Below are 18,469 nucleotides of genomic sequence, written 5' to 3' on the forward strand. Positions count from 1 at the left end.
TATGGAGTTATTTGATGTTTACCCGTTATACGATATCACCCCGGTAAAAGGCGATGGATGCTATGTTTATGATGAAAGCGGCAGGAAATACCTGGATTTTTATGGAGGTCATGCGGTCATCTCTATTGGTCATGCGCATCCAGACTATGTACAGGCCATACAAACTCAGGTGGCGAAACTTGGGTTTTATTCCAATTCCATCAAAAATCCCCTGCAAAATGAACTTGCTGGTAAACTGGAAGAAATTTCTGGAATTCAGGATTATACGCTGTTCTTATGTAGCTCTGGAGCTGAAGCGAATGAAAATGCACTAAAAGTTGCTTCTTTCCATACGGGCAAGGACAGGATCATTTACTTCGAGAATGCTTTTCACGGTAGAACTTCTGGCGTAGTGGCGATTACCGATAATGAAACTATCAAAGCACCATTTAATAAAGGTCATAAGGCTACCCGATTGGCATTTAATAATATAGCTGCATTAGAAACTGAATTTAGAAAAGGGGATGTTGCGGCGGTTATTTTTGAAGTGATCCAGGGTGTTGGCGGACTGGATGAAGCAGACTCCGGTTTCTACAAGGCTGCGGCCGATATTTGTAAGGAGTACGATGTCATGCTAATCGCAGATGAGGTACAGTCTGGTTTTGGTAGAACCGGTGATTTCTTTGCTTTTCAGAAGCATGGCATCAGGCCAGACATTATTAGTATGGCTAAAGGGATGGGAAATGGCTTCCCTGTCGGCGGAATTTTGATCGACCGTAATATTCCTCCTCGCTACGGAATGCTGGGTACGACTTTCGGCGGAAATCATCTTGCATGTGCTGCGGCGATTTCAGTTTTAGATACTATCAAAGAAGAAAACCTGATGCAGAATGCTGCTGAAGTTTCAGAATATATCCGGGAGGAAGCAGCTAAGATTTCAGAAATAAAAAAGATAAAAGGTCGTGGTTTGATGATAGGACTGGAGTTTGACTTTGAGATCGCTGCACTTCGGAAGGAATTACTATTTGATTTCCAGATTTTTACAGGGGCTTCATCTAACAAAAAACTACTGCGAATCCTTCCACCATTAAATATTCAGAAAGAACATTTTCAGGTCTTTTTTGAAGCTTTACAACAAGCATTGAAAAATCAAAAAATAAGCTCCGAAACTTCCTGAGGAATATTTCAGAAAAAATAATTTGCAGAGTTAGTAAACTTCGGTTTTCAGAAAAAATATAAGAATGAAAAACTATATAAACCTATCAGATATTGAGGATCTTAAAACATTGATCCATGACGCAAGAGGTATGAAATCGAATCCTTCAGAAGAAAAACCTGGAAAAGGTAAGACTCTGGGGATGTTATTCTTCAATCCAAGTCTTCGTACCCGTCTAAGCACTGAAAGAGCTGCCAGATTATTGGGTATGGAGGTGATGGTCATGAATGCTGACAAAGATGGTTGGGCTTTGGAATTTGAAGATGGTGCGATTATGAATTCAGACAAGGCAGAACATATAAAAGAAGCAGCTGCTGTACTTTCACAATATTGCGATATCATCGCGGTACGGGCATTTCCAGGCCTTAAAGACAGGGAGAAGGATGAAACTGAAGTGGTGATGAATAGTTTTAAAAAGTACGCTTCAGTTCCCATAGTGAATCTGGAAAGCGCTACTGGCCACCCGTTGCAGGCTTTAACAGATGCGATTACCATTCAGGAATTAAGTGGGAAATCTCGACCAAAGGTAGTATTGACATGGGCTCCGCACCCAAAAGCCTTACCACCATCTGTAGCGAATTCTTTTACTGAAGTGATGCAGAAAATGGAAGTTGATCTTGTGATCGCTAATCCTGAAGGTTATGATCTGGATCCAAAAATTCGAAAGAATGTTCGTGTGGAGCATGACCAGAAAAAAGCCTTTAAGGACGCCGACTTTGTGTATGTAAAAAACTGGAGTAGTTATGAAAAATACGGTCAGGTACTCGAGGTCGAAGAAAATTGGACCGTAGATCAGGCTAAATTAAAGAAAACCAATAACGCAAAAGTGATGCATTGTCTTCCTGTTAGAAGAAACGTCGTGATCGCTGATGATATCCTGGATAGTGATAATTCTATTGTGATCCAGCAGGCGAATAACAGAACCTATGCAGCACAAGCGGTGTTAAAAAAATTATTGGAATGCTCGAAATAGTTCATAATCCGGCGACAGATGTTCTTAATGTCATTAAAATAGGAGGTAAGCTCATCGAAAACCAAGAGCTGCTCGATTCTTTCCTGAAAGATTTTGTTCAGCTGAAAGGTCCTAAAATTCTTGTACACGGAGGTGGAAATAAAGCTACTGAAGTCGCAGGAAAATTAGGCTTTAAAACTCAGATGGTTAATGGCAGAAGAATTACGGATAAGAATTCTATGGAAGTGATCACGATGGTTTATGGCGGACTTTTAAACAAAAGTATCGTTGCAAAATTGCAGGGAAATAAACAAAACGCGATCGGACTTTGCGGAGCAGATGCTAACGTACTAATTTCTAGAAAACGTGAAGTTAAAGAAATTGATTATGGCCTGGTAGGGGATGTGGTCAAGGTAAATACAGAATTTATCAAATCACTCTTGAAACAGGAGATCGTGCCCGTATTTTCAGCGATTTCTTCTACGGAAGAAGGTGTTTTGCTGAATACTAACGGAGATTCGGTAGCTTCAGAAATAGCGATTGCCATGAGCAATATCTATACAACCCAGCTGTTTTACTGTTCAGAAAAGAAAGGAGTTCTAAAGAATGTGGATGATGATACTTCAGTAATTGCGGAGCTGAATTCAGATGATTATCAACAATTGAAAGCATCTAAAGTGATCACAGATGGGATGTTGCCAAAACTTCATAATTGCTTTGAAGCCATCAATAGAGGAGTTTCCACCGTTTATCTAGGAGATGCTGAGCTTTTGAAAAAGGGTGCAGCACATACAAAAATTGTAAACTAATGCAGATCAAAGAACTTCAGAAGGAAGCATTGCAACTATTGCAGAACCTCATCAGGACCCAATCTTTTTCAGGAGAAGAAGATAAAACAGCAGACTGTCTTGAACGATGGTTTACAGACCACAACATTCCGCATCAGCGAAGCCTCAATAATGTCTGGGCGACCAGTAAGCATTTCGACGATACAAAACCAAATCTGTTGCTGAATTCACATCATGACACGGTAAAACCAAATTCAGCTTATACCAGAGATCCTTTCGAGGCAAAAATAGAAAATGGTAAATTGTATGGTCTTGGTAGCAATGATGCGGGGGGCTGCCTTGTTTCTCTGTTGGCTACATTCACTTATTTATATTCCGAACAGAATTTAAATTATAATATCATTTTCGCCGGAACCGCTGAAGAGGAGATTAACGGAACGAATGGTATTGCAGAACTATTACCAAAATTACCGAAGATAGATGTTGCTATTGTTGGGGAACCAACCCTGATGAATCTTGCAGTAGCTGAAAAAGGCCTTATTGTTTTCGATGCAGGAGTAAAAGGAACTCCTTCGCATGCAGCTCATCCAAATACTGATAACTCGATCTATAAAACTGCGCGAGTTCTAAACTGGTTCGAAAATTTTAAATTAGAGAAGGTCTCAGAAAGTCTGGGAGAAGTGAAAGTGACAGTCACGCAGATCAAGGCTGGAAGTCAGCATAATGTAGTGCCCGCTAAGACGCATTTGGTGATCGATGTTCGGGTAAACGATAAATATTGCAATGCAGAGATCGAGCAAATATTAAAAGAAAAAGCGCCAGTAGATGAGATCACTGCGAGAAGTTTAAGATTGAATTCGTCTTCGATTCCACAAGATCATGACCTTGTAAAAGCAGGAATAGAAATAGGGATGGAAACTTATGGCTCGCCAACACTTTCAGACCAGGCGATGTTGAGCTGTCCTTCACTAAAATTAGGACCGGGAGATTCTACCAGATCACATTCGGCTGATGAATTTATTTATGTAAAGGAGATCGAAGAAGGTATTGAAAAGTATATAAAATTGCTTGAAAAAACACTTAGGAAATAATATCACTGAAATTGTTGCACTGAGCCTGTCGAAGTGCGACAAGCTCAGTGCAGCGATGGTAATAATGTTAGGCTGAAATTGTTCAACTTCTCATAAGATCTTAAATTCAGAAATTCAGCGAAGTCAAACCAGTTCAGGATAACGGATATTAAAAAATAAAAACTATGAAACTTTGGGATAAAGGCATTTCAATAGATAAGCAGATCGAGAAATTTACCGTGGGAAATGATCGTGAACTCGATATGCATCTAGCTAAATATGATATACAGGCATCTACAGCGCACGCGAAGATGCTGGGGAAAGTTGGAATTCTGGATGCACAGGAAGTAGATTTATTAGTTTCAGAATTGGAGCTATTGAATCAGCAACTCGAAAAAGGTGAATTTAAGATCGAAGAAGATTTTGAAGATGTGCATTCCAAAATCGAATACGAACTCACTTCCAAACTGGGAGATACTGGAAAAAAGATCCATACTGCCCGATCAAGAAATGATCAGGTGCTTGTAGCTCAACAATTATATTTTAAAGAAAACCTGCTGGAGATTTCTGGAAAGACTAGGAATTTAATCGATGTACTTTTAAACCTTGCCGAGGAACATAAGGAAAAATTGCTTCCCGGGTACACACATCTACAGGTGGCGATGCCTTCATCTTTTGGTTTATGGTTTTCAGCTTACGCAGAATTATTAATTGATGATCTATACTTACTCGATGCAGGGTTGAAGATCGTGGATCAAAATCCGCTGGGTTCTGCTGCAGGATATGGCTCTTCTTTTCCTATAGACAGGGAATTTACCACCAGGGAACTCGGCTTTGCAACCCAGAAATACAATGTTGTAGCTGCCCAGATGAGTAGGGGGAAATGTGAGCGAACGGTTACTGCCAATATCTCCTCTCTTGCAAACACACTTTCCAGGTTCGCTATGGATATTTGCTTGTATATGAGTCAGAACTTTGATTTTATCACTTTTCCAGATGAATTAACAACCGGTTCCAGTATCATGCCGCACAAAAAAAATCCCGATGTTTTCGAACTCGTTAGAGGAAAGTGTAATAAGCTGCAGGCTATCGCAAATGAGATGATCCTAATCACTAATAATCTTCCAAGTGGATATCACAGGGATTTCCAGCTTATCAAAGAGAATAGTATTTATGCGGTGGAAAACATCAAAGAAATTCTGGACGTTTTCACCTATTCCATCAGCAAGATCATTTTGAAAAATATCGATATCAGGGACGAGAAATATAAGTATTTGTTTACCGTAGATAGTATCAACGAACTCGTGATAGGAGGTAAGTCATTTCGGGATGCATACCAGATCATTGGAGAACAGGTCCAAAATGACACTTATGAAGCTACCGAAGGCATGCAGCATACTCATTCCGGTAGTAAGGATAATCTTTCACTAAATATGATCAGGACAAAATTGCAGCAGTTATAAAACGACACGCCTCCTGAAAACCTAAATTTACAGGAGGCTACTGTCTACAAACATGAACTAAAATTTAAATAATGGTCGTTTGCCCTAAACTCAGGTTTTCCTTATTTACAATATGATTTTCAGTGTCACTAATGACGCTTTCCAGAAAATCTCCAACCCTTTCGGTTGAGTAATGATTATCCTTGTTAATGTCTATAGTACAAACATTCAGTTTTAGGCTGAGATCTACCGCCATCCTAACCGTTTCAGCTTCAGTTTTAAGTCCTAAATGATCCAGTAGCATCGCAGCAGAAAGTACAGAAGCCAAAGGATTTGCAATTCCCTGCCCGGCGGCCTGTGGATAAGATCCATGTATGGGTTCAAAAACTGCATTTTCATTTCCTATGGAAGCAGATTCCAATAGACCAATGCTACCACCAATAACACTCGCTTCGTCTGAAATAATATCACCAAACATATTTTCGGTCAGAATCACATCGAACTGTCTGGGATTCAGGATCATTTGCATGGCTGCGTTATCCACGAATAAGTAGTCCACTGCTACTTCAGGGTACTCCTTAGCGATTTTAGTAACCGTTTTTCGCCATAAACGCGATGTTTCCAGTACATTAGCTTTATCTACAAGCGTTAATTTGTTCCTCCTTGTTTCCGCAGCTTTAAAAGCGAGATGAGCTACGCGTTCAATTTCTTCTACGGAATAGGTGCAAAGATCTGAAGCGCTTTGACCATCTTCTGAAGTGCTTTTCTCGCCAAAATATATTCCGCCGGTAAGTTCTCTGAAAATGATCATATCTGCTCCCTCAATATTTTCTCTTTTAAGCGGAGACTGGTGTATAAGACTTTCGTGAGCTTTTACGGGCCTAATGTTAGCGAAAAGACCTAGTTCTTTTCTAAGGCGTAACAAGCCCTGTTCCGGCCTTACTTTCGCCGAAGGATCATTGTCATATTTAGGATCACCAATCGCCCCAAAAAGCACAGCGTCAGATTTTTTACAGAGTTCCAGTGTTGTCTCAGGCAATGGATCCCCCAACTTATCAATTGCTACCGCGCCAACTTCAGCTTCTTCAAAATTGAACTCATGATCAAATCTATCTGCAACAGCCTTCAGCACTTTCATTGACTGCTGTGTTATTTCAGGACCAATCCCGTCTCCGGGAAGTACAGCTATATTATATTTCATACATTATTTTTATAAGGTTTCCTGTGGTACAGGTTCTATGTCTTTACGTTTCTGCTCAAATTTCTCGATAGCTTCCAACTTACTCGTTAAAAAATCTATATCATCATATCCATTAATAAGGCAGGTTTTTTTGTAGGGATCTATGTCAAAAAGTTCTTTTTCAGCAGAACCTTCAATTTTTATAAATTGATTCTCAAGATCTATGATGAATTTTTCTTCCGGATCTTTCTCTACTGAAATAAACAGCTTACGAAGAAAATCGGGACTTACCTGAACTGGCAGAAGTCCGTTATTTAATGCATTACCCTTAAAAATATCTGCAAAGTAACTGGACACAACAGCTTTAAAACCATAAGCTTTTATAGCCCAGGCGGCATGTTCACGGCTTGATCCACATCCAAAATTATTTCCGGCGATCAATATGGAACCTGAAAACTTATCCTGGTTCAATACAAAATCCTCACTTGGATCTCCATTTTTATCATAACGCCAGTCCTTAAAAAGATTTTCACCAAAACCAGCTTTGTCTGTCGCTTTTAGAAAACGAGCAGGAATGATCTGGTCAGTGTCCACATTTTCATCATCCAAAGGAACGGCGGTATCTGTAAGTGTTATAAATTTCTCCATTAGTTCAATGTTAGCGTATAATCTGAGATCTTTCCTGAAATAGCAGTCGCTGCGGCGGTCAATGGACTTGCCAGAATTGTTCTGGAACCGGGTCCCTGCCTTCCTTCAAAATTTCTATTACTGGTGGATACACAATATTCACCTTCCGGGATCTTGTCATCGTTCATTGCCAGACATGCCGAACATCCAGGTTGTCTTAAGGTAAAACCGGCTTCTTCAAATACCTTGTCCAATCCTTCTTCTTTGATCTGTATGGCCACCTGCTGACTTCCGGGAACGATCAAAGCATTTACATTTTCTGCTTTCTTTTTTCCTTTGATATAAGATGCAGCAACTCTAAAATCTTCAATTCTGGAATTTGTGCAACTACCAATAAAAATATAATTGATAGGTTTATCCAGTAAAATTTCTCCCGGCTTGAAATTCATATAGGCTAAAGCCTTAGCATCGCTTTTATTTCCTTCCACAGGAATACTTCCGGTGAGTTTAATTCCCATTCCCGGGTTTGTTCCGTAGGTGATCATGGGTTCTATGTCTTCAGCATCAAACGAATATTCCTGGTCAAATTCTGCTTCCGGATCAGTTTTCAATGTTTCCCAGTAAGCGGTCATTTTATCGAAATCAGCGCCTTTAGGAGCAAATTCTCTGCCTTCCACGTAATCTATCGTGGTTTGATCTGGAGCAATAAGGCCACCACGCGCTCCCATTTCTATACTCATATTACAAACCGTCATCCGGCCTTCCATAGACATTTCTTCAAACACTTCTCCCGCGTACTCACAAAAGTAACCGGTACCTGAATTTGTTCCCAGTTTACTGATTATGTATAGGATTACATCCTTAGGTAAAACTCCCTTCTTCAGTTTACCATTCACATTCACCCGAAGCTTTTTTGGTTTTTCTACCAGTAGACACTGGCTTGCAAAAACCTGAGTTACCTGGCTGGTTCCTATTCCGAAGGCAATCGTTCCAAAAGCACCATGAGTAGAAGTATGGCTGTCACCGCAAACTATGGTCATGCCGGGCTGAGTGATTCCCAGCTCCGGGGCCATAACATGAACGATCCCATTATAGGGATGTCCCAAGCCATAAAGCGTAATATCGTTCTCTTCACAGTTCTGACTCAACTCTTTTAGTTGCTTTCTGGATAAAAGATCTCTGACCGGTAAATGCTGATCCTGGGTTGGCGTATTATGATCTGCCGTAGCCACGATCTGTTCCGGCCGAAATACGGGAATGTTTCTTTCCTTCAACTCATTAAAAGCCTGAGGACTGGTCACTTCGTGTATCAAATGTTTATCGATATACAAAATGTCCGGCCCGTTAGGTATGCTTTCCACAACATGGGAGTCCCAAATTTTATCAAATAAAGTTTTCTTCATAACAAATCAGGCAATTGCTCGTGAACTCTTTTTGAAGATATCCATGATCGTATGAATATCGGTATCTGCTACCTGTTTCTTAGCATCTGCAAAGCTCAGGAACTCTAAGTAAACATGATCCAGTTCTATTTTTGTTAGATCATAACCCATTTTCTTGGCTTTGTAGGCAAGTGCCGCTCTACCACTACGGGCAGTTAAAACAATAGCCGACTCGGTAACCCCGACATCGGCTGGATTAATGATTTCATATGTTTCTCTATTCTTGATGACGCCATCCTGGTGAATACCAGAACTATGTGCAAATGCATTGGCACCAACGATGGCTTTGTTTGGTTGTACGAACATACCCATCTCTCTCGAGACCATATTACTGGTGTCGTATAGCAACTGCGGATTAATATCTGTATTCAAATCAAGATATGGATGTTGTCTTAAGATCATAACGACCTCTTCCAAAGCCGTATTCCCAGCACGTTCTCCTATCCCATTGATGGTGCATTCTATCTGCCTCGCTCCATTGGTAATACCGGCAATTGCATTGGCAGTAGCCAGTCCAAGGTCATTATGGCAATGGCAGGAAATGATCACATTTTCGATTCCAATCACATTTTCTTTTAAGTATTTTATCTTTCTGCCATATTCTTCTGGTAAGCAATATCCTGTCGTATCTGGAATATTTATTACGGTAGCACCGTTTTTAACGGCTTCGGTGCAAACCTTTGCCAGGAATTCGTTTTCAGTTCTTCCAGCATCTTCCGCATAGAATTCAACATCGTCCACGAAGCTTTTAGCGTAAGCTACGGCTTCACCAGCTCTTTCGATGATCTCTGGACGGCTGGACTTGAACTTATATTTAATATGAGAGTCTGAAGTTCCTATTCCTGTGTGAATTCTGGGCTTTCGGGCATATTTGAGCGCATCTGCAGCAACCTTGATGTCGTTTTTAACGGCGCGGGTAAGTCCGCAAACTGTCGCATTTTTTACAAGTTTTGAGATTTCGGTAACAGATTGAAAGTCGCCAGGACTTGAAACCGGAAAGCCTGCTTCAATAACATCAACACCAAGTTCATCGAGTCGTGCAGCGATCTTCTTCTTCTGTTCAGTATTCAATTTGCAGCCGGGGACTTGTTCTCCGTCCCTCAATGTAGTGTCAAAAATTTCTACCTTTTCAGTACGCATGTGAGATTTATTTTGCTTTATCTTTAACTAATGTATCAGTCTCACTACAAGTTTTCTGGTCACAGTTTCAAGATGTTACAGTAATTAAAACGAAGGAAAAAGTACATAACTAACTGAATTACAAAGAACTAGTAAACCTGCTTTTACAATGACCAATGATCTAACCGAAAATCTGTTTTCTTTAATCAAATCTTTATCTGCTTCAGAAAAAAGACAGTTTTCGCTTTATGTTGGAAGAATTGGGGTGAATTCAGACTCAAAATTCCTGAATTTATATAAAGTAATTTCAAAACAGAAAAAATACAATGAAGCTGAAATTCTTGAAAATACCAGTATTACGAAGCTTCAGCTTTCCAACGTCAAAACGCATCTATACAAGCAGCTTTTAATTTCTCTAAGGCTCAATCCAGCACACCAGAGTATTCCGGTTCAAATTCGGGAACAACTTGATTTCGCCTATATCTTATATCACAAAGGTTTGTATAAGCAGAGCTTAAAGTTGCTGGACAAAGTGAAGTTGCTGGCACTAAATTTTGAAGAGAAGAACCTTGCTTACGAAGTTCTGGAGCTTGAGAAGATCATAGAGTCGCAGTATATCACCCGGAGTATGAATAACAGGGCAGATATACTTATTCGTCAAACCCGAGAGATCAGTGCGCTAAATTCATTGTGGGGAGATCTATCGAATCTTTCTTTGGAATTATATGCAATATTTTTAAAACAGGGCTATTGCCGTACTGAAGAAGAAGCAATTTCCATCAAGGAATATTTTAAAAAGCAACTTCCCGATTATACATTTTCAGAGCTTGGTTTTCGAGAGAAATTATGGGTTTATAAATCCCATATGTGGTATAGTTTTTTAATTCAGGATTTTCTGGGCTGTTACCGCTATTCGATGAAGTGGAAAGAACTTTTCGTAGAATATGATCATATGATCCCCGTGCATCCTGTTTCTTATTTAAAAGGTAATCATTACCTGCTGGAATCACTGTTTTATTTAAATCATACAGAGCTTTTTGAAAAGACTTTGATCCAATTAGAAAGTTCCTTACGAGATGCACAGATCCCACATAATGATAATATTGCGGCACTTTCTTTTCTCTACGTCTATTCCAATAAACTGAATTTAAAGTTTATGAAAGGGGAGTTTGGAGATAACCAGGAGCTCGTCAAAAAGATCACAGATAAGATCACAAAATTCAAGGGCAGGTTGGATGAGCATCATATCATGGTATTTTATTACAAAATCGCCTGTTTGTATTTTGGGGATGGAGATAATAAAAAATGTATCGCTTTTCTTAAAAAGATCATCTCTAACAAATCATTGGGAATGAGGGAAGATCTTATGTGTTTCTCCCGAATTCTCAATCTTGTAGCACATTATGAGGCTGGACTCGATTATCATCTTGATCATCTTGTGAAGTCCACTTACAAGTTTCTTATTAGAATGAACGATCTGCATGAGGTTCAGAAAGAGATGATCAAATTCCTAAGAAAGCTACCGGATGTTTCTCCTCTTGATATTAGAGATGAATTCAAAAAACTACATGCTGTTCTCAAAGTTTTCGAGCAACATCCTTATGAAAGAAGGGCTTTTCTATACCTGGATATCATTAGCTGGCTGGAAAGTAATATTGAAAATGTTCCGGTAAAAACTATCATTCAGCAGAAAACTGCCGCATCTTCGCGTTAAATTAAGATATGACCGCACCAAAGTCTACCAATATTTCGAATATTCTAATGCTCAATCTGGCGGTGTTGCTTATAAGCACATCTGGAGCCTTAGGTCGTTATATCACTTTAGATCCCATAATCACCATTTTCTATCGATGTGTATTGGCAGCTGTTATATTTTATGCGTACTGCAAATGGCAGGGAATAAGCCTGAAAATCGCTTCGACAAAAGATGTGCTAAAAGTGATTACTGGAGGACTGCTTATGGGAGCGCACTGGGTGACTTATTTCTATTCCCTTAAATATTCCAGCGTTGCCATAGCTTTGTTATCCTTATTTACATATCCGGTTGTCACAGCATTTCTGGAGCCACTATTATTTAAAACCCGATTCAATAAGATCCATGTTGCACTGGGATTTTTAGTGCTGTTCGGGGTGTATTTTCTGAGTCCCGATTTCGATCTTGAAAACAACTCGTTTATAGCCGTACTCTTCGGAATTGCATCTGCAGTATTTTATTCTCTTCGGAATTTACTAATGAAAAAAGAGATCGAACGCTATAATGGTTCCACATTAATGTTCTACCAGATACTGGTGGTCGCTTTAGTTCTGTCTCCTGCTTTCTTTTATTCTGAAGTTGACAAAGTTCTGGAACAATGGAAACCACTACTTACGCTTGCTTTGCTTACGACCTGTATTGGGCATACCTTATTCTTGAAGAGTTTTAAGAATTTTAGTATAACTGCGGCGAGTATCATGAGCAGTATACAACCGGTTTATGGTATCGCGCTTGGAGCTATGTTTTTGAACGAGATCCCTTCAGCAAAAACCATGATTGGTGGTTCACTGATCATAAGCGCCGTTATAATAGAAAGTCTTAGTTCGCTAAGAAGCAGAAAATAATTTTCCGGGTATAAAAAAACCACTTGGATAAGTGGCTTTCAATATTATTCAATTGCAGTTAGTTTAAGACTTCTTTGAAAGTATCTCCCTGTCTTATATCTCCGGTTCGGTATCCACGCATAAACCAGGATTTACGTTGTTCTGAAGTTCCATGAGTAAACGAATCTGGATTTACTCTTCCACTGGTTCGTTTCTGTATTGCGTCATCACCAACAGCATTCGCGGCACTCAACGCTTCTTCGATATCTCCTTCACTCAAATACTGCTGATTCTCCTTCGTCCATACTCCTGCATAGAAGTCGGCTTGGAGCTCAAGCGCTACAGATAGTTCATTAGCTTCAGTCTGACTCGATTGCCGCTGAAGATTACGAACTTTTCCAGCCGTTCCCATCAAATGTTGGACATGGTGACCTACTTCATGAGCCATAACATAGGCAACCGCGTAGTCACCACCTTTGGCACCAAATCTTTGTCTCAACTGATCGAAAAAAGTAAGGTCCATATAGATTTTCTGGTCTGCAGGGCAGTAGAAAGGTCCGCTTGCAGAAGACGCACCACCACAGGCTGTTTGAACAGCATCGCTAAAAAGAACAAGACCAGGTTCCTGATAATTCATATTATTTTCAGCAAATATATCATTCCACACATCTTCAGTATCAGCAAGAACAGTAGCGACAAATTCTCCCATTTCCTTTTCTTCCGCAGTAAGTTCTCGGGATTCAGTCTGGGAACTGCCAGATCCTTCCAGTTGTTGTAAAACTGAAACATCACCATCGCTAAGAATAAACTGCGCAATAACGAAAATTACACCTATAATTCCTCCACCGGCAATTAATTTACCTTTACCAGAGGAACCTCTGCGATCTTCTACATTCCCGCTTTGTCTACGACCTTGCCATTTCATATTTAAATATTTTGGTTAAAAATAGTAAAAAGGCAGAATGTAAATTCTAATTAAATCATAATTGCATCCCAGATAGGATCTTTTGGAGGAGGAGCCGTGATATGGATCTCTTCTTTTTTCACGGGATGTATAAACCTGAGTTCTCTAGAATGAAGATGAATACTGGCATCGCGATTACTACGATCAAATCCATATTTAAGATCTCCTTTTATTGGACATCCAATAGCAGATAACTGACTCCTTATCTGGTGATGTCTACCTGTGTGAAGGTCTATTTCCAACACATAATAACGATCGAGTTCTTTGATCAATTGATAGTCTAGGATCGCTTTTTTAGAATCAGGAACTTCATTCTTATGAGCATAGGATTTATTCTGTTTGGAATTCCTTTTGATAAAATGAATAAGCTCATCACTTTCTCTTGGCGGTTTTTCCTTAACCACGGCCCAGTAAGTTTTTTTCGCGTCCTTATCCTGAAATAATTTATTGAGTCTTGGAAGTGCTTTTGAAGTTTTTGAAAACAGGACGATCCCGCTGGTAGGCCTATCCAGCCTGTGAACCACGCCTAGGTAGACATTTCCTGGCTTGTTATATTTTTCTTTGATATAACTTTTAACCACTTCAGAAAGTGGTTTGTCACCTGTCTTATCTCCCTGGACAATATCACCCGGTCTTTTGTTGACGATGATAATATGATTATCCTCGTGCAGCACCTGCAGATTATCTTTTGTGGAAATTATTTTATCTGAACTCAATGGTTAAGTTTTGTAAAGAATTAGAACGATCCAATCAATCGATCAACACTATATTTTAATTCTAATATTGTTCATCATCTGAAGGGAACGCGCTGCTTTTCACATCATCTCTGTAATTCTGAAAAGCTTTGGTCATTTCTCCGTGAAGATCTGCATATCGTCTAAGGAATCTTGGATTAAACTCATGAGTCATACCAAGCATATCGTGAACAACCAGTACCTGACCATCTACACCATTTCCTGCACCGATCCCAATCACCGGGATGGATAAACTTGCGGCAACTTCTTTGGCCAGCTTTGCAGGCACTTTCTCAAGAACAATAGCAAAACATCCAATTTTTTCAAGCATCAGGGCATCTGCCTTCAGTTTTTCTGCTTCCTGTTCTTCCTTTGCACGAACCGTATAAGTTCCAAATTTATAGATGGATTGTGGTGTTAGTCCAAGATGTCCCATGACCGGAATTCCCGCGTGCATAATCCTCTTGATACTTTCTTTAACTTCCTTTCCACCTTCAAGCTTTACGGCATGTCCACCACTTTCTTTCATGATCCTAATTGCGGAGCGCAAGGCCTCCTTGGGATCACTCTGGTAACTTCCAAAGGGAAGATCAACAACTACCAGGGCACGATTGATCGCTCTAACAACACTGGTTGCATGATAGATCATCTGGTCCAGGGTAATTGGAAGGGTGGTCTCATGACCTGCCATTACATTACTTGCAGAATCACCTACCAAAATCACGTCTATACCTGCGCCATCCACGATTTGAGCCATAGTGAAATCGTATGCCGTAAGCATGCTGATCTTCTCACCGTTGGACTTCATATCTACCAGTGATTTTGTTGTTATTCTCTTGTACTGTTTTTTGGCAACCGACATTCGCGTAAATTTTAATTTCAGTAAAAGTAGTAAATTCGTGGAGCACTGTCAATAATCCTCGACTTATGAAAAACTTAATGTTTCTGGCGTTTATATTTATTTGCTTCAGTAGTCATGCACAATCGAACAATCCAAAGCAATTGGTCATCGATTTTTTCGAGGCTTTTCATGAGCAGGATACCGTAAAGCTTAAAACTTTTGCTACGGATTCACTTCAGCTGAAATCTGTCAGTAGGAATGCTGAAGGTAAAACAACTATCAATACTTCAGCTTATTCAGAATTTGTAAAAAGTATAGCCTCTATTCCGAAGAATGTGAGATTTGAAGAAAAAATACATGAGTATAGAATAGAAGAAAACGGACTGCTGGCGACAGTTACAACGCCTTATACCTTCTATTATAAAGGCGAGAAATCACACTGCGGAACCAATATTTTCAACTTGGTAAAGATGGATGGTATCTGGAAGATCTTATTTTTAATGGATTCCCGGAGCAAGCAGAGCTGTGATTAAATATCCTTTACACACCGAAAACCAGTATGCTCTAAACCAGTATCCGGAACTGAACTCATTCTAGCCGAAACACGATAGCCGCTGCAATAACTTTCAGCACATAAAAAGGAACCACCGCGTATCACTTTTTCCTGCTCCATTTTATAGTAGTGCTTGAAATATCCATCTTTCATTTCAGAAGTTCTGGAGTACGCATCGGCATGATAGGTGTCCAGGCACCATTCCCATACGTTTCCTGTAGTTTCATACAAACCAAAATCATTTGCAGGAAAGCTTTTTACAGGTGCTATTTTTTCAAAATTATCCTCACCAGTATTCTTTTTTGGAAATTCGCCCTGGTAAAAATTCGCATGTTGCGCGGCAATGTCGAAATCATTTCCCCAATGGTAAGTAAGAGAATCACGACCTGCACTATTAAAATATTCAAATTCAGCTTCTGTTGGTAGTCTTTTACCAGCCCATTTAGCATAGGCCATTGCATCATACCAGGAAACCTGCACCACGGGATAGTTCTCCTTACCTTCAATAGAAGAGTCGGGACCCTGCGGATGTTGCCAGTTCGCACCTTTCACAAATTTCCACCACCACTCGGGATTATAGGGATCAAAAACCAAAGCTCCAGGTTCGTAGGTCTTCCCGTTAAGCTCAAAACTTCTTTCTGCAGTAGTAACATAACCAGTAGCTTCAACGAATTGAGCAAATTCGGCATTGGTAACTTCAGTTTTATCTACATAAATAGGTTTGATCTCCACTTTATGGACTGGTAATTCATTTTGTTTAGCCTCTTCAGATTTTCCACCCATCAAATATTCTCCACCACCAAGTTTGATCATGTTTTCGGTAGAGGAGGAGTCGGCTCTGGTTTTGATATAGGAAATCTCCTTAAGATATTGTTTATGATAATCTGAAACCTTACGGGTTTCAGTAGGTTCTACTGCCTGGATGGGGCCATTTGATTTTTCTTCTTTACACGATGTGAATAGAAGACTTGATATTAAGAAAATGAAGATGAAGTTTTTCACGCTTGTCCTGATGAATGAGTTTCAAATATAAACATAAAAAAACCGGAAAATAAATGCTTTTACTTTCCGGTGATTCTTCTTAATTTAAAATTTACATCTTCAGTACTACTCTAAACCTGGCCTTATTGTTCATCATCTGGTCAAAGGCTTCAGCAACATTATCAAGACTATATTCTTCGATCATAGGTTTTGTGCCGGTCATTGCACTAAATTTTAGGGTATCCTCAGAATCTATAGCTGTTCCACTAGGCCATCCAGCGGCAGATTTTCTTCCCATAAGCAATTGCATTGGAGAAACTTCTATAGGTTCGCCTGTTGCGGCCACCATAAGTAATTTTCCGTCTATTCCTAAACCATCTACTATAGATGTGATTGCATCGCTATGAGGAGCTGTAGCAAGGATTAATTTTGCCCCTCCTAATTTCTGAAGTTCCTCTGCACCGTTTTTTTCGTTCGTATTTATAAATTCATGAGCACCCAACTTGGATGCAAGCTCTTTTTTGTTGTTACTATGAGAAACTGCTACAGTGCGCATTCCCATTTTCGCGGCATATTGAATAGCAAGATGTCCCAGTCCACCAATTCCCTGAACGGCAACTACATCACCTGCTCGTATTCCTGAATTTCTCAAAGCGTTAAAAACAGTGATTCCAGCACATAATAATGGCGCAGCTTCAGCTGAAGAAAGGTCTTCTGGAATATTGGCCACAGCTTCCTGAGGCGCCGTCATGTATTCTGCGTAACCACCATCGTAGGAAATCCCGCTTACCTTGGCATTCTCACAACTTATAAAGTCACCGCGACGACACGGCTCACATTCAAAGCAATGACCACCATGCCAGCCAACTCCAACGCGTTGTCCTTTTTCCCATTTGGAAACATCCTTTCCAATTTCTTCTATAATTCCCACAACTTCGTGCCCGGGAATTCGAGGATATTCAAGACCTGGGAAACCGCCTTCTTTTACAAAATTATCGCTATGGCAAATCCCACAAGCTTCAACTTTGATTAAAATTTCGTTTGCTGAAGGACTTGGTTTATCTACATCTTTAATGATAAAATCTCCTCCTGCTTCTTCAATTACTGCTGCTTTCATAACTTTTATTTTTTGGTTTCAGAAGTTACAAAAAGTGAAAGGGAATGCTTTTAAGGCTTTGTTAATTTGACAGGGTTAAGGGAAGTATAAAAAGCAGTACCATAGAATTATTCATGCTGTGCATTAACATAGGCCAGATTAGTCCTCGATTCTCCAATTTAATTTTTCCGAAGAAAAAGCCTGCAATGATACGAGGGAAGATCATTATGAATAATATCAGGTCAATTTGAAAAGTATCTACATAATTGAAAATATGAACAAAGCCGAAAATGATAGCACCTAGGATCCAGTTGATCAAATAATACCGGTGTAGCCAGTAACAGGTTTTTCTAAATATATGTTCCGGGATCAATTCCCCTAAGGCATAAAAAGCAAGCAGCAAGGTCCCGCCAAGTACACCATATTTAAGAATCCAGTGAGCTTCTTCTGGGATTAGTGCGATACCTATCATAAATAGCACACAGCAAAAAAAGAATTTGAGACTGAATTCTGTAGGTTTAAGTAAACTTCGGAATATGCCTTCCTCCATGACCGGAGCGAAAATGGCCGCCATAAAAGCAAATTTCCATGGTTGTGTTTTTAATAATTCGAAGATCTCGGTTTGCTGATATTTATCGTAATCAAAAGATGGAAATGTAGATTGAAGAGCGGCCAGTAGTATGAAGAAAAGGAAATAGCAACCAAGCATCTTTCCGAAATTAGTGAGCAGGTTGAAAATCTTAAACCTCAGGCTGGCTTCTGGCGGCATTTATAGTAGCGTTTGAGTCTGCAATATAAGAAGAGCAATAGCAGAAATAAACCTTAAAAAATGTAAATGTGTTCTAAATTAATCTTTAGTCTGAAAACTTTATGAATAGATTAAGGCTCATCAAAAAGCTGAGATTTTC

The 18,469-nt window shown here is 39.7% G+C and carries 18 protein-coding genes; 8 read left to right on the plus strand and 10 right to left on the minus strand.

Annotation, left to right across the window (positions count from 1 at the left end; genetic code table 11):
• The first annotated feature begins 1 nt into the window (after position 1).
• From T8I65_RS05365 to argH, 5 genes are all read left to right on the plus strand, one after another.
• On the plus strand, positions 2-1,156 hold the full coding sequence (locus T8I65_RS05365; protein ID WP_322302371.1) for an aspartate aminotransferase family protein: 1,155 nt from the start codon (positions 2-4) through the stop codon (positions 1,154-1,156).
• A 64-nt stretch (positions 1,157-1,220) separates the two neighbouring features.
• Complete coding sequence (locus T8I65_RS05370; RefSeq protein WP_322302372.1) at positions 1,221-2,168, plus strand: N-acetylornithine carbamoyltransferase; 948 nt, start codon at positions 1,221-1,223, stop codon at positions 2,166-2,168.
• Entirely contained in the window at positions 2,156-2,956 is an 801-nt protein-coding gene (argB, locus tag T8I65_RS05375; protein WP_322302373.1) for an acetylglutamate kinase, read from the plus strand. Before T8I65_RS05370 ends, argB begins: the two co-directional genes overlap by 13 nt.
• Positions 2,956-4,026, plus strand: coding sequence for a M20 family metallo-hydrolase (locus tag T8I65_RS05380; RefSeq protein ID WP_322302374.1), 1,071 nt, complete (start codon positions 2,956-2,958; stop codon positions 4,024-4,026). The genes argB and T8I65_RS05380 overlap by 1 nt, the downstream gene beginning before the upstream one ends.
• A 164-nt stretch (positions 4,027-4,190) precedes the next feature.
• On the plus strand, positions 4,191-5,468 hold the full coding sequence (gene argH, locus T8I65_RS05385) for an argininosuccinate lyase (RefSeq protein WP_322302375.1): 1,278 nt from the start codon (positions 4,191-4,193) through the stop codon (positions 5,466-5,468).
• A gap of 64 nt (positions 5,469-5,532) precedes the next feature.
• Here the strand turns inward: argH and leuB are convergent, their stop codons facing one another.
• Genes leuB through T8I65_RS05405 form a run of 4 tightly spaced genes read right to left on the minus strand, consistent with a single transcriptional unit; the run spans position 5,533 to position 9,836 of the window.
• Positions 5,533-6,648: a 3-isopropylmalate dehydrogenase gene (gene leuB, locus T8I65_RS05390; protein ID WP_322302376.1), complete on the minus strand. Its 1,116-nt coding sequence runs from the start codon at positions 6,646-6,648 to the stop codon at positions 5,533-5,535.
• Between the two features lie 9 nt (positions 6,649-6,657).
• Positions 6,658-7,275 carry a 3-isopropylmalate dehydratase small subunit gene (leuD, locus tag T8I65_RS05395; protein ID WP_322302377.1) on the minus strand — a complete coding sequence of 206 codons (618 nt, stop codon included), beginning with the start codon at positions 7,273-7,275 and terminating at the stop codon, positions 6,658-6,660.
• The gene (leuC, locus tag T8I65_RS05400) at positions 7,275-8,657 is read right to left on the minus strand and encodes a 3-isopropylmalate dehydratase large subunit (protein ID WP_322302378.1); all 1,383 of its coding nucleotides are present in this window, start codon (positions 8,655-8,657) and stop codon (positions 7,275-7,277) included. Before leuC ends, leuD begins: the two co-directional genes overlap by 1 nt.
• Positions 8,658-8,663: 6 nt before the next feature.
• Positions 8,664-9,836, minus strand: coding sequence for a 2-isopropylmalate synthase (locus tag T8I65_RS05405; protein WP_322302379.1), 1,173 nt, complete (start codon positions 9,834-9,836; stop codon positions 8,664-8,666).
• 148 nt (positions 9,837-9,984) lie between these two features.
• Between T8I65_RS05405 and T8I65_RS05410 the strand changes: the two genes are divergently transcribed.
• Together T8I65_RS05410 and T8I65_RS05415 are read left to right on the plus strand one after the other, a co-directional pair.
• The gene (locus tag T8I65_RS05410) at positions 9,985-11,529 is read left to right on the plus strand and encodes a hypothetical protein (protein WP_322302380.1); all 1,545 of its coding nucleotides are present in this window, start codon (positions 9,985-9,987) and stop codon (positions 11,527-11,529) included.
• Positions 11,530-11,537: 8 nt separating this feature from the next.
• Positions 11,538-12,413 carry a DMT family transporter gene (locus tag T8I65_RS05415; RefSeq protein ID WP_322302381.1) on the plus strand — a complete coding sequence of 292 codons (876 nt, stop codon included), beginning with the start codon at positions 11,538-11,540 and terminating at the stop codon, positions 12,411-12,413.
• A 58-nt stretch (positions 12,414-12,471) separates the two neighbouring features.
• On the opposite strand, the gene T8I65_RS05420 is transcribed toward T8I65_RS05415, so the two are convergent.
• The 3 genes from T8I65_RS05420 to panB all read right to left on the minus strand — a co-directional run bounded on the left by T8I65_RS05420 (position 12,472) and on the right by panB (position 14,952).
• Entirely contained in the window at positions 12,472-13,317 is an 846-nt protein-coding gene (locus tag T8I65_RS05420) for a neutral zinc metallopeptidase (RefSeq protein WP_322302382.1), read from the minus strand.
• A gap of 50 nt (positions 13,318-13,367) precedes the next feature.
• Positions 13,368-14,072, minus strand: coding sequence for an RNA pseudouridine synthase (locus T8I65_RS05425; RefSeq protein ID WP_322302383.1), 705 nt, complete (start codon positions 14,070-14,072; stop codon positions 13,368-13,370).
• Positions 14,073-14,133: 61 nt separating this feature from the next.
• A complete protein-coding gene (gene panB, locus T8I65_RS05430) occupies positions 14,134-14,952 on the minus strand; it encodes a 3-methyl-2-oxobutanoate hydroxymethyltransferase (protein WP_322302384.1) in 819 nt (272 codons plus the stop codon).
• 65 nt (positions 14,953-15,017) lie between these two features.
• On the opposite strand from panB, the gene T8I65_RS05435 reads away from it, so the two are divergent.
• Entirely contained in the window at positions 15,018-15,464 is a 447-nt protein-coding gene (locus T8I65_RS05435) for a nuclear transport factor 2 family protein (RefSeq protein ID WP_322302385.1), read from the plus strand.
• Here the strand turns inward: T8I65_RS05435 and T8I65_RS05440 are convergent.
• The 3 genes from T8I65_RS05440 to T8I65_RS05450 form a co-directional block, all read right to left on the minus strand.
• Positions 15,461-16,486 carry a formylglycine-generating enzyme family protein gene (locus T8I65_RS05440; protein ID WP_322302386.1) on the minus strand — a complete coding sequence of 342 codons (1,026 nt, stop codon included), beginning with the start codon at positions 16,484-16,486 and terminating at the stop codon, positions 15,461-15,463. The two genes, T8I65_RS05435 and T8I65_RS05440, sit on opposite strands and share 4 nt — an antisense overlap.
• A 91-nt stretch (positions 16,487-16,577) precedes the next feature.
• Positions 16,578-17,582, minus strand: a complete 1,005-nt coding sequence (locus tag T8I65_RS05445; RefSeq protein WP_322302387.1) for an alcohol dehydrogenase — start codon at positions 17,580-17,582, stop codon at positions 16,578-16,580.
• 61 nt (positions 17,583-17,643) lie between these two features.
• Positions 17,644-18,330, minus strand: coding sequence for a type II CAAX prenyl endopeptidase Rce1 family protein (locus T8I65_RS05450; RefSeq protein ID WP_322302388.1), 687 nt, complete (start codon positions 18,328-18,330; stop codon positions 17,644-17,646).
• Positions 18,331-18,469 lie beyond the last annotated feature (139 nt).

This window comes from Christiangramia sp. OXR-203 (assembly GCF_034372165.1).
Classification (GTDB): domain Bacteria; phylum Bacteroidota; class Bacteroidia; order Flavobacteriales; family Flavobacteriaceae; genus Christiangramia.

What these genes read in the sequence shown, in the direction of transcription:
- argB (WP_322302373.1), top strand. Translation starts at nt 2,156, where the DNA reads ATGCTCGAAATAGTTCATAATCCGGCGACAGATGTTCTTAATGTCATT.
- T8I65_RS05435 (WP_322302385.1), top strand. Translation starts at nt 15,018, where the DNA reads ATGAAAAACTTAATGTTTCTGGCGTTTATATTTATTTGCTTCAGTAGT.
- T8I65_RS05405 (WP_322302379.1), bottom strand. Translation starts at nt 9,836, where the DNA reads ATGCGTACTGAAAAGGTAGAAATTTTTGACACTACATTGAGGGACGGA.
- T8I65_RS05445 (WP_322302387.1), bottom strand. Translation starts at nt 17,582, where the DNA reads ATGAAAGCAGCAGTAATTGAAGAAGCAGGAGGAGATTTTATCATTAAA.
- T8I65_RS05450 (WP_322302388.1), bottom strand. Translation starts at nt 18,330, where the DNA reads ATGCCGCCAGAAGCCAGCCTGAGGTTTAAGATTTTCAACCTGCTCACT.
- T8I65_RS05380 (WP_322302374.1), top strand. Translation starts at nt 2,956, where the DNA reads ATGCAGATCAAAGAACTTCAGAAGGAAGCATTGCAACTATTGCAGAAC.
- argH (WP_322302375.1), top strand. Translation starts at nt 4,191, where the DNA reads ATGAAACTTTGGGATAAAGGCATTTCAATAGATAAGCAGATCGAGAAA.
- T8I65_RS05415 (WP_322302381.1), top strand. Translation starts at nt 11,538, where the DNA reads ATGACCGCACCAAAGTCTACCAATATTTCGAATATTCTAATGCTCAAT.
- leuD (WP_322302377.1), bottom strand. Translation starts at nt 7,275, where the DNA reads ATGGAGAAATTTATAACACTTACAGATACCGCCGTTCCTTTGGATGAT.
- leuC (WP_322302378.1), bottom strand. Translation starts at nt 8,657, where the DNA reads ATGAAGAAAACTTTATTTGATAAAATTTGGGACTCCCATGTTGTGGAA.
- T8I65_RS05420 (WP_322302382.1), bottom strand. Translation starts at nt 13,317, where the DNA reads ATGAAATGGCAAGGTCGTAGACAAAGCGGGAATGTAGAAGATCGCAGA.
- T8I65_RS05365 (WP_322302371.1), top strand. Translation starts at nt 2, where the DNA reads ATGGAGTTATTTGATGTTTACCCGTTATACGATATCACCCCGGTAAAA.
- T8I65_RS05410 (WP_322302380.1), top strand. Translation starts at nt 9,985, where the DNA reads ATGACCAATGATCTAACCGAAAATCTGTTTTCTTTAATCAAATCTTTA.
- panB (WP_322302384.1), bottom strand. Translation starts at nt 14,952, where the DNA reads ATGTCGGTTGCCAAAAAACAGTACAAGAGAATAACAACAAAATCACTG.
- T8I65_RS05370 (WP_322302372.1), top strand. Translation starts at nt 1,221, where the DNA reads ATGAAAAACTATATAAACCTATCAGATATTGAGGATCTTAAAACATTG.
- leuB (WP_322302376.1), bottom strand. Translation starts at nt 6,648, where the DNA reads ATGAAATATAATATAGCTGTACTTCCCGGAGACGGGATTGGTCCTGAA.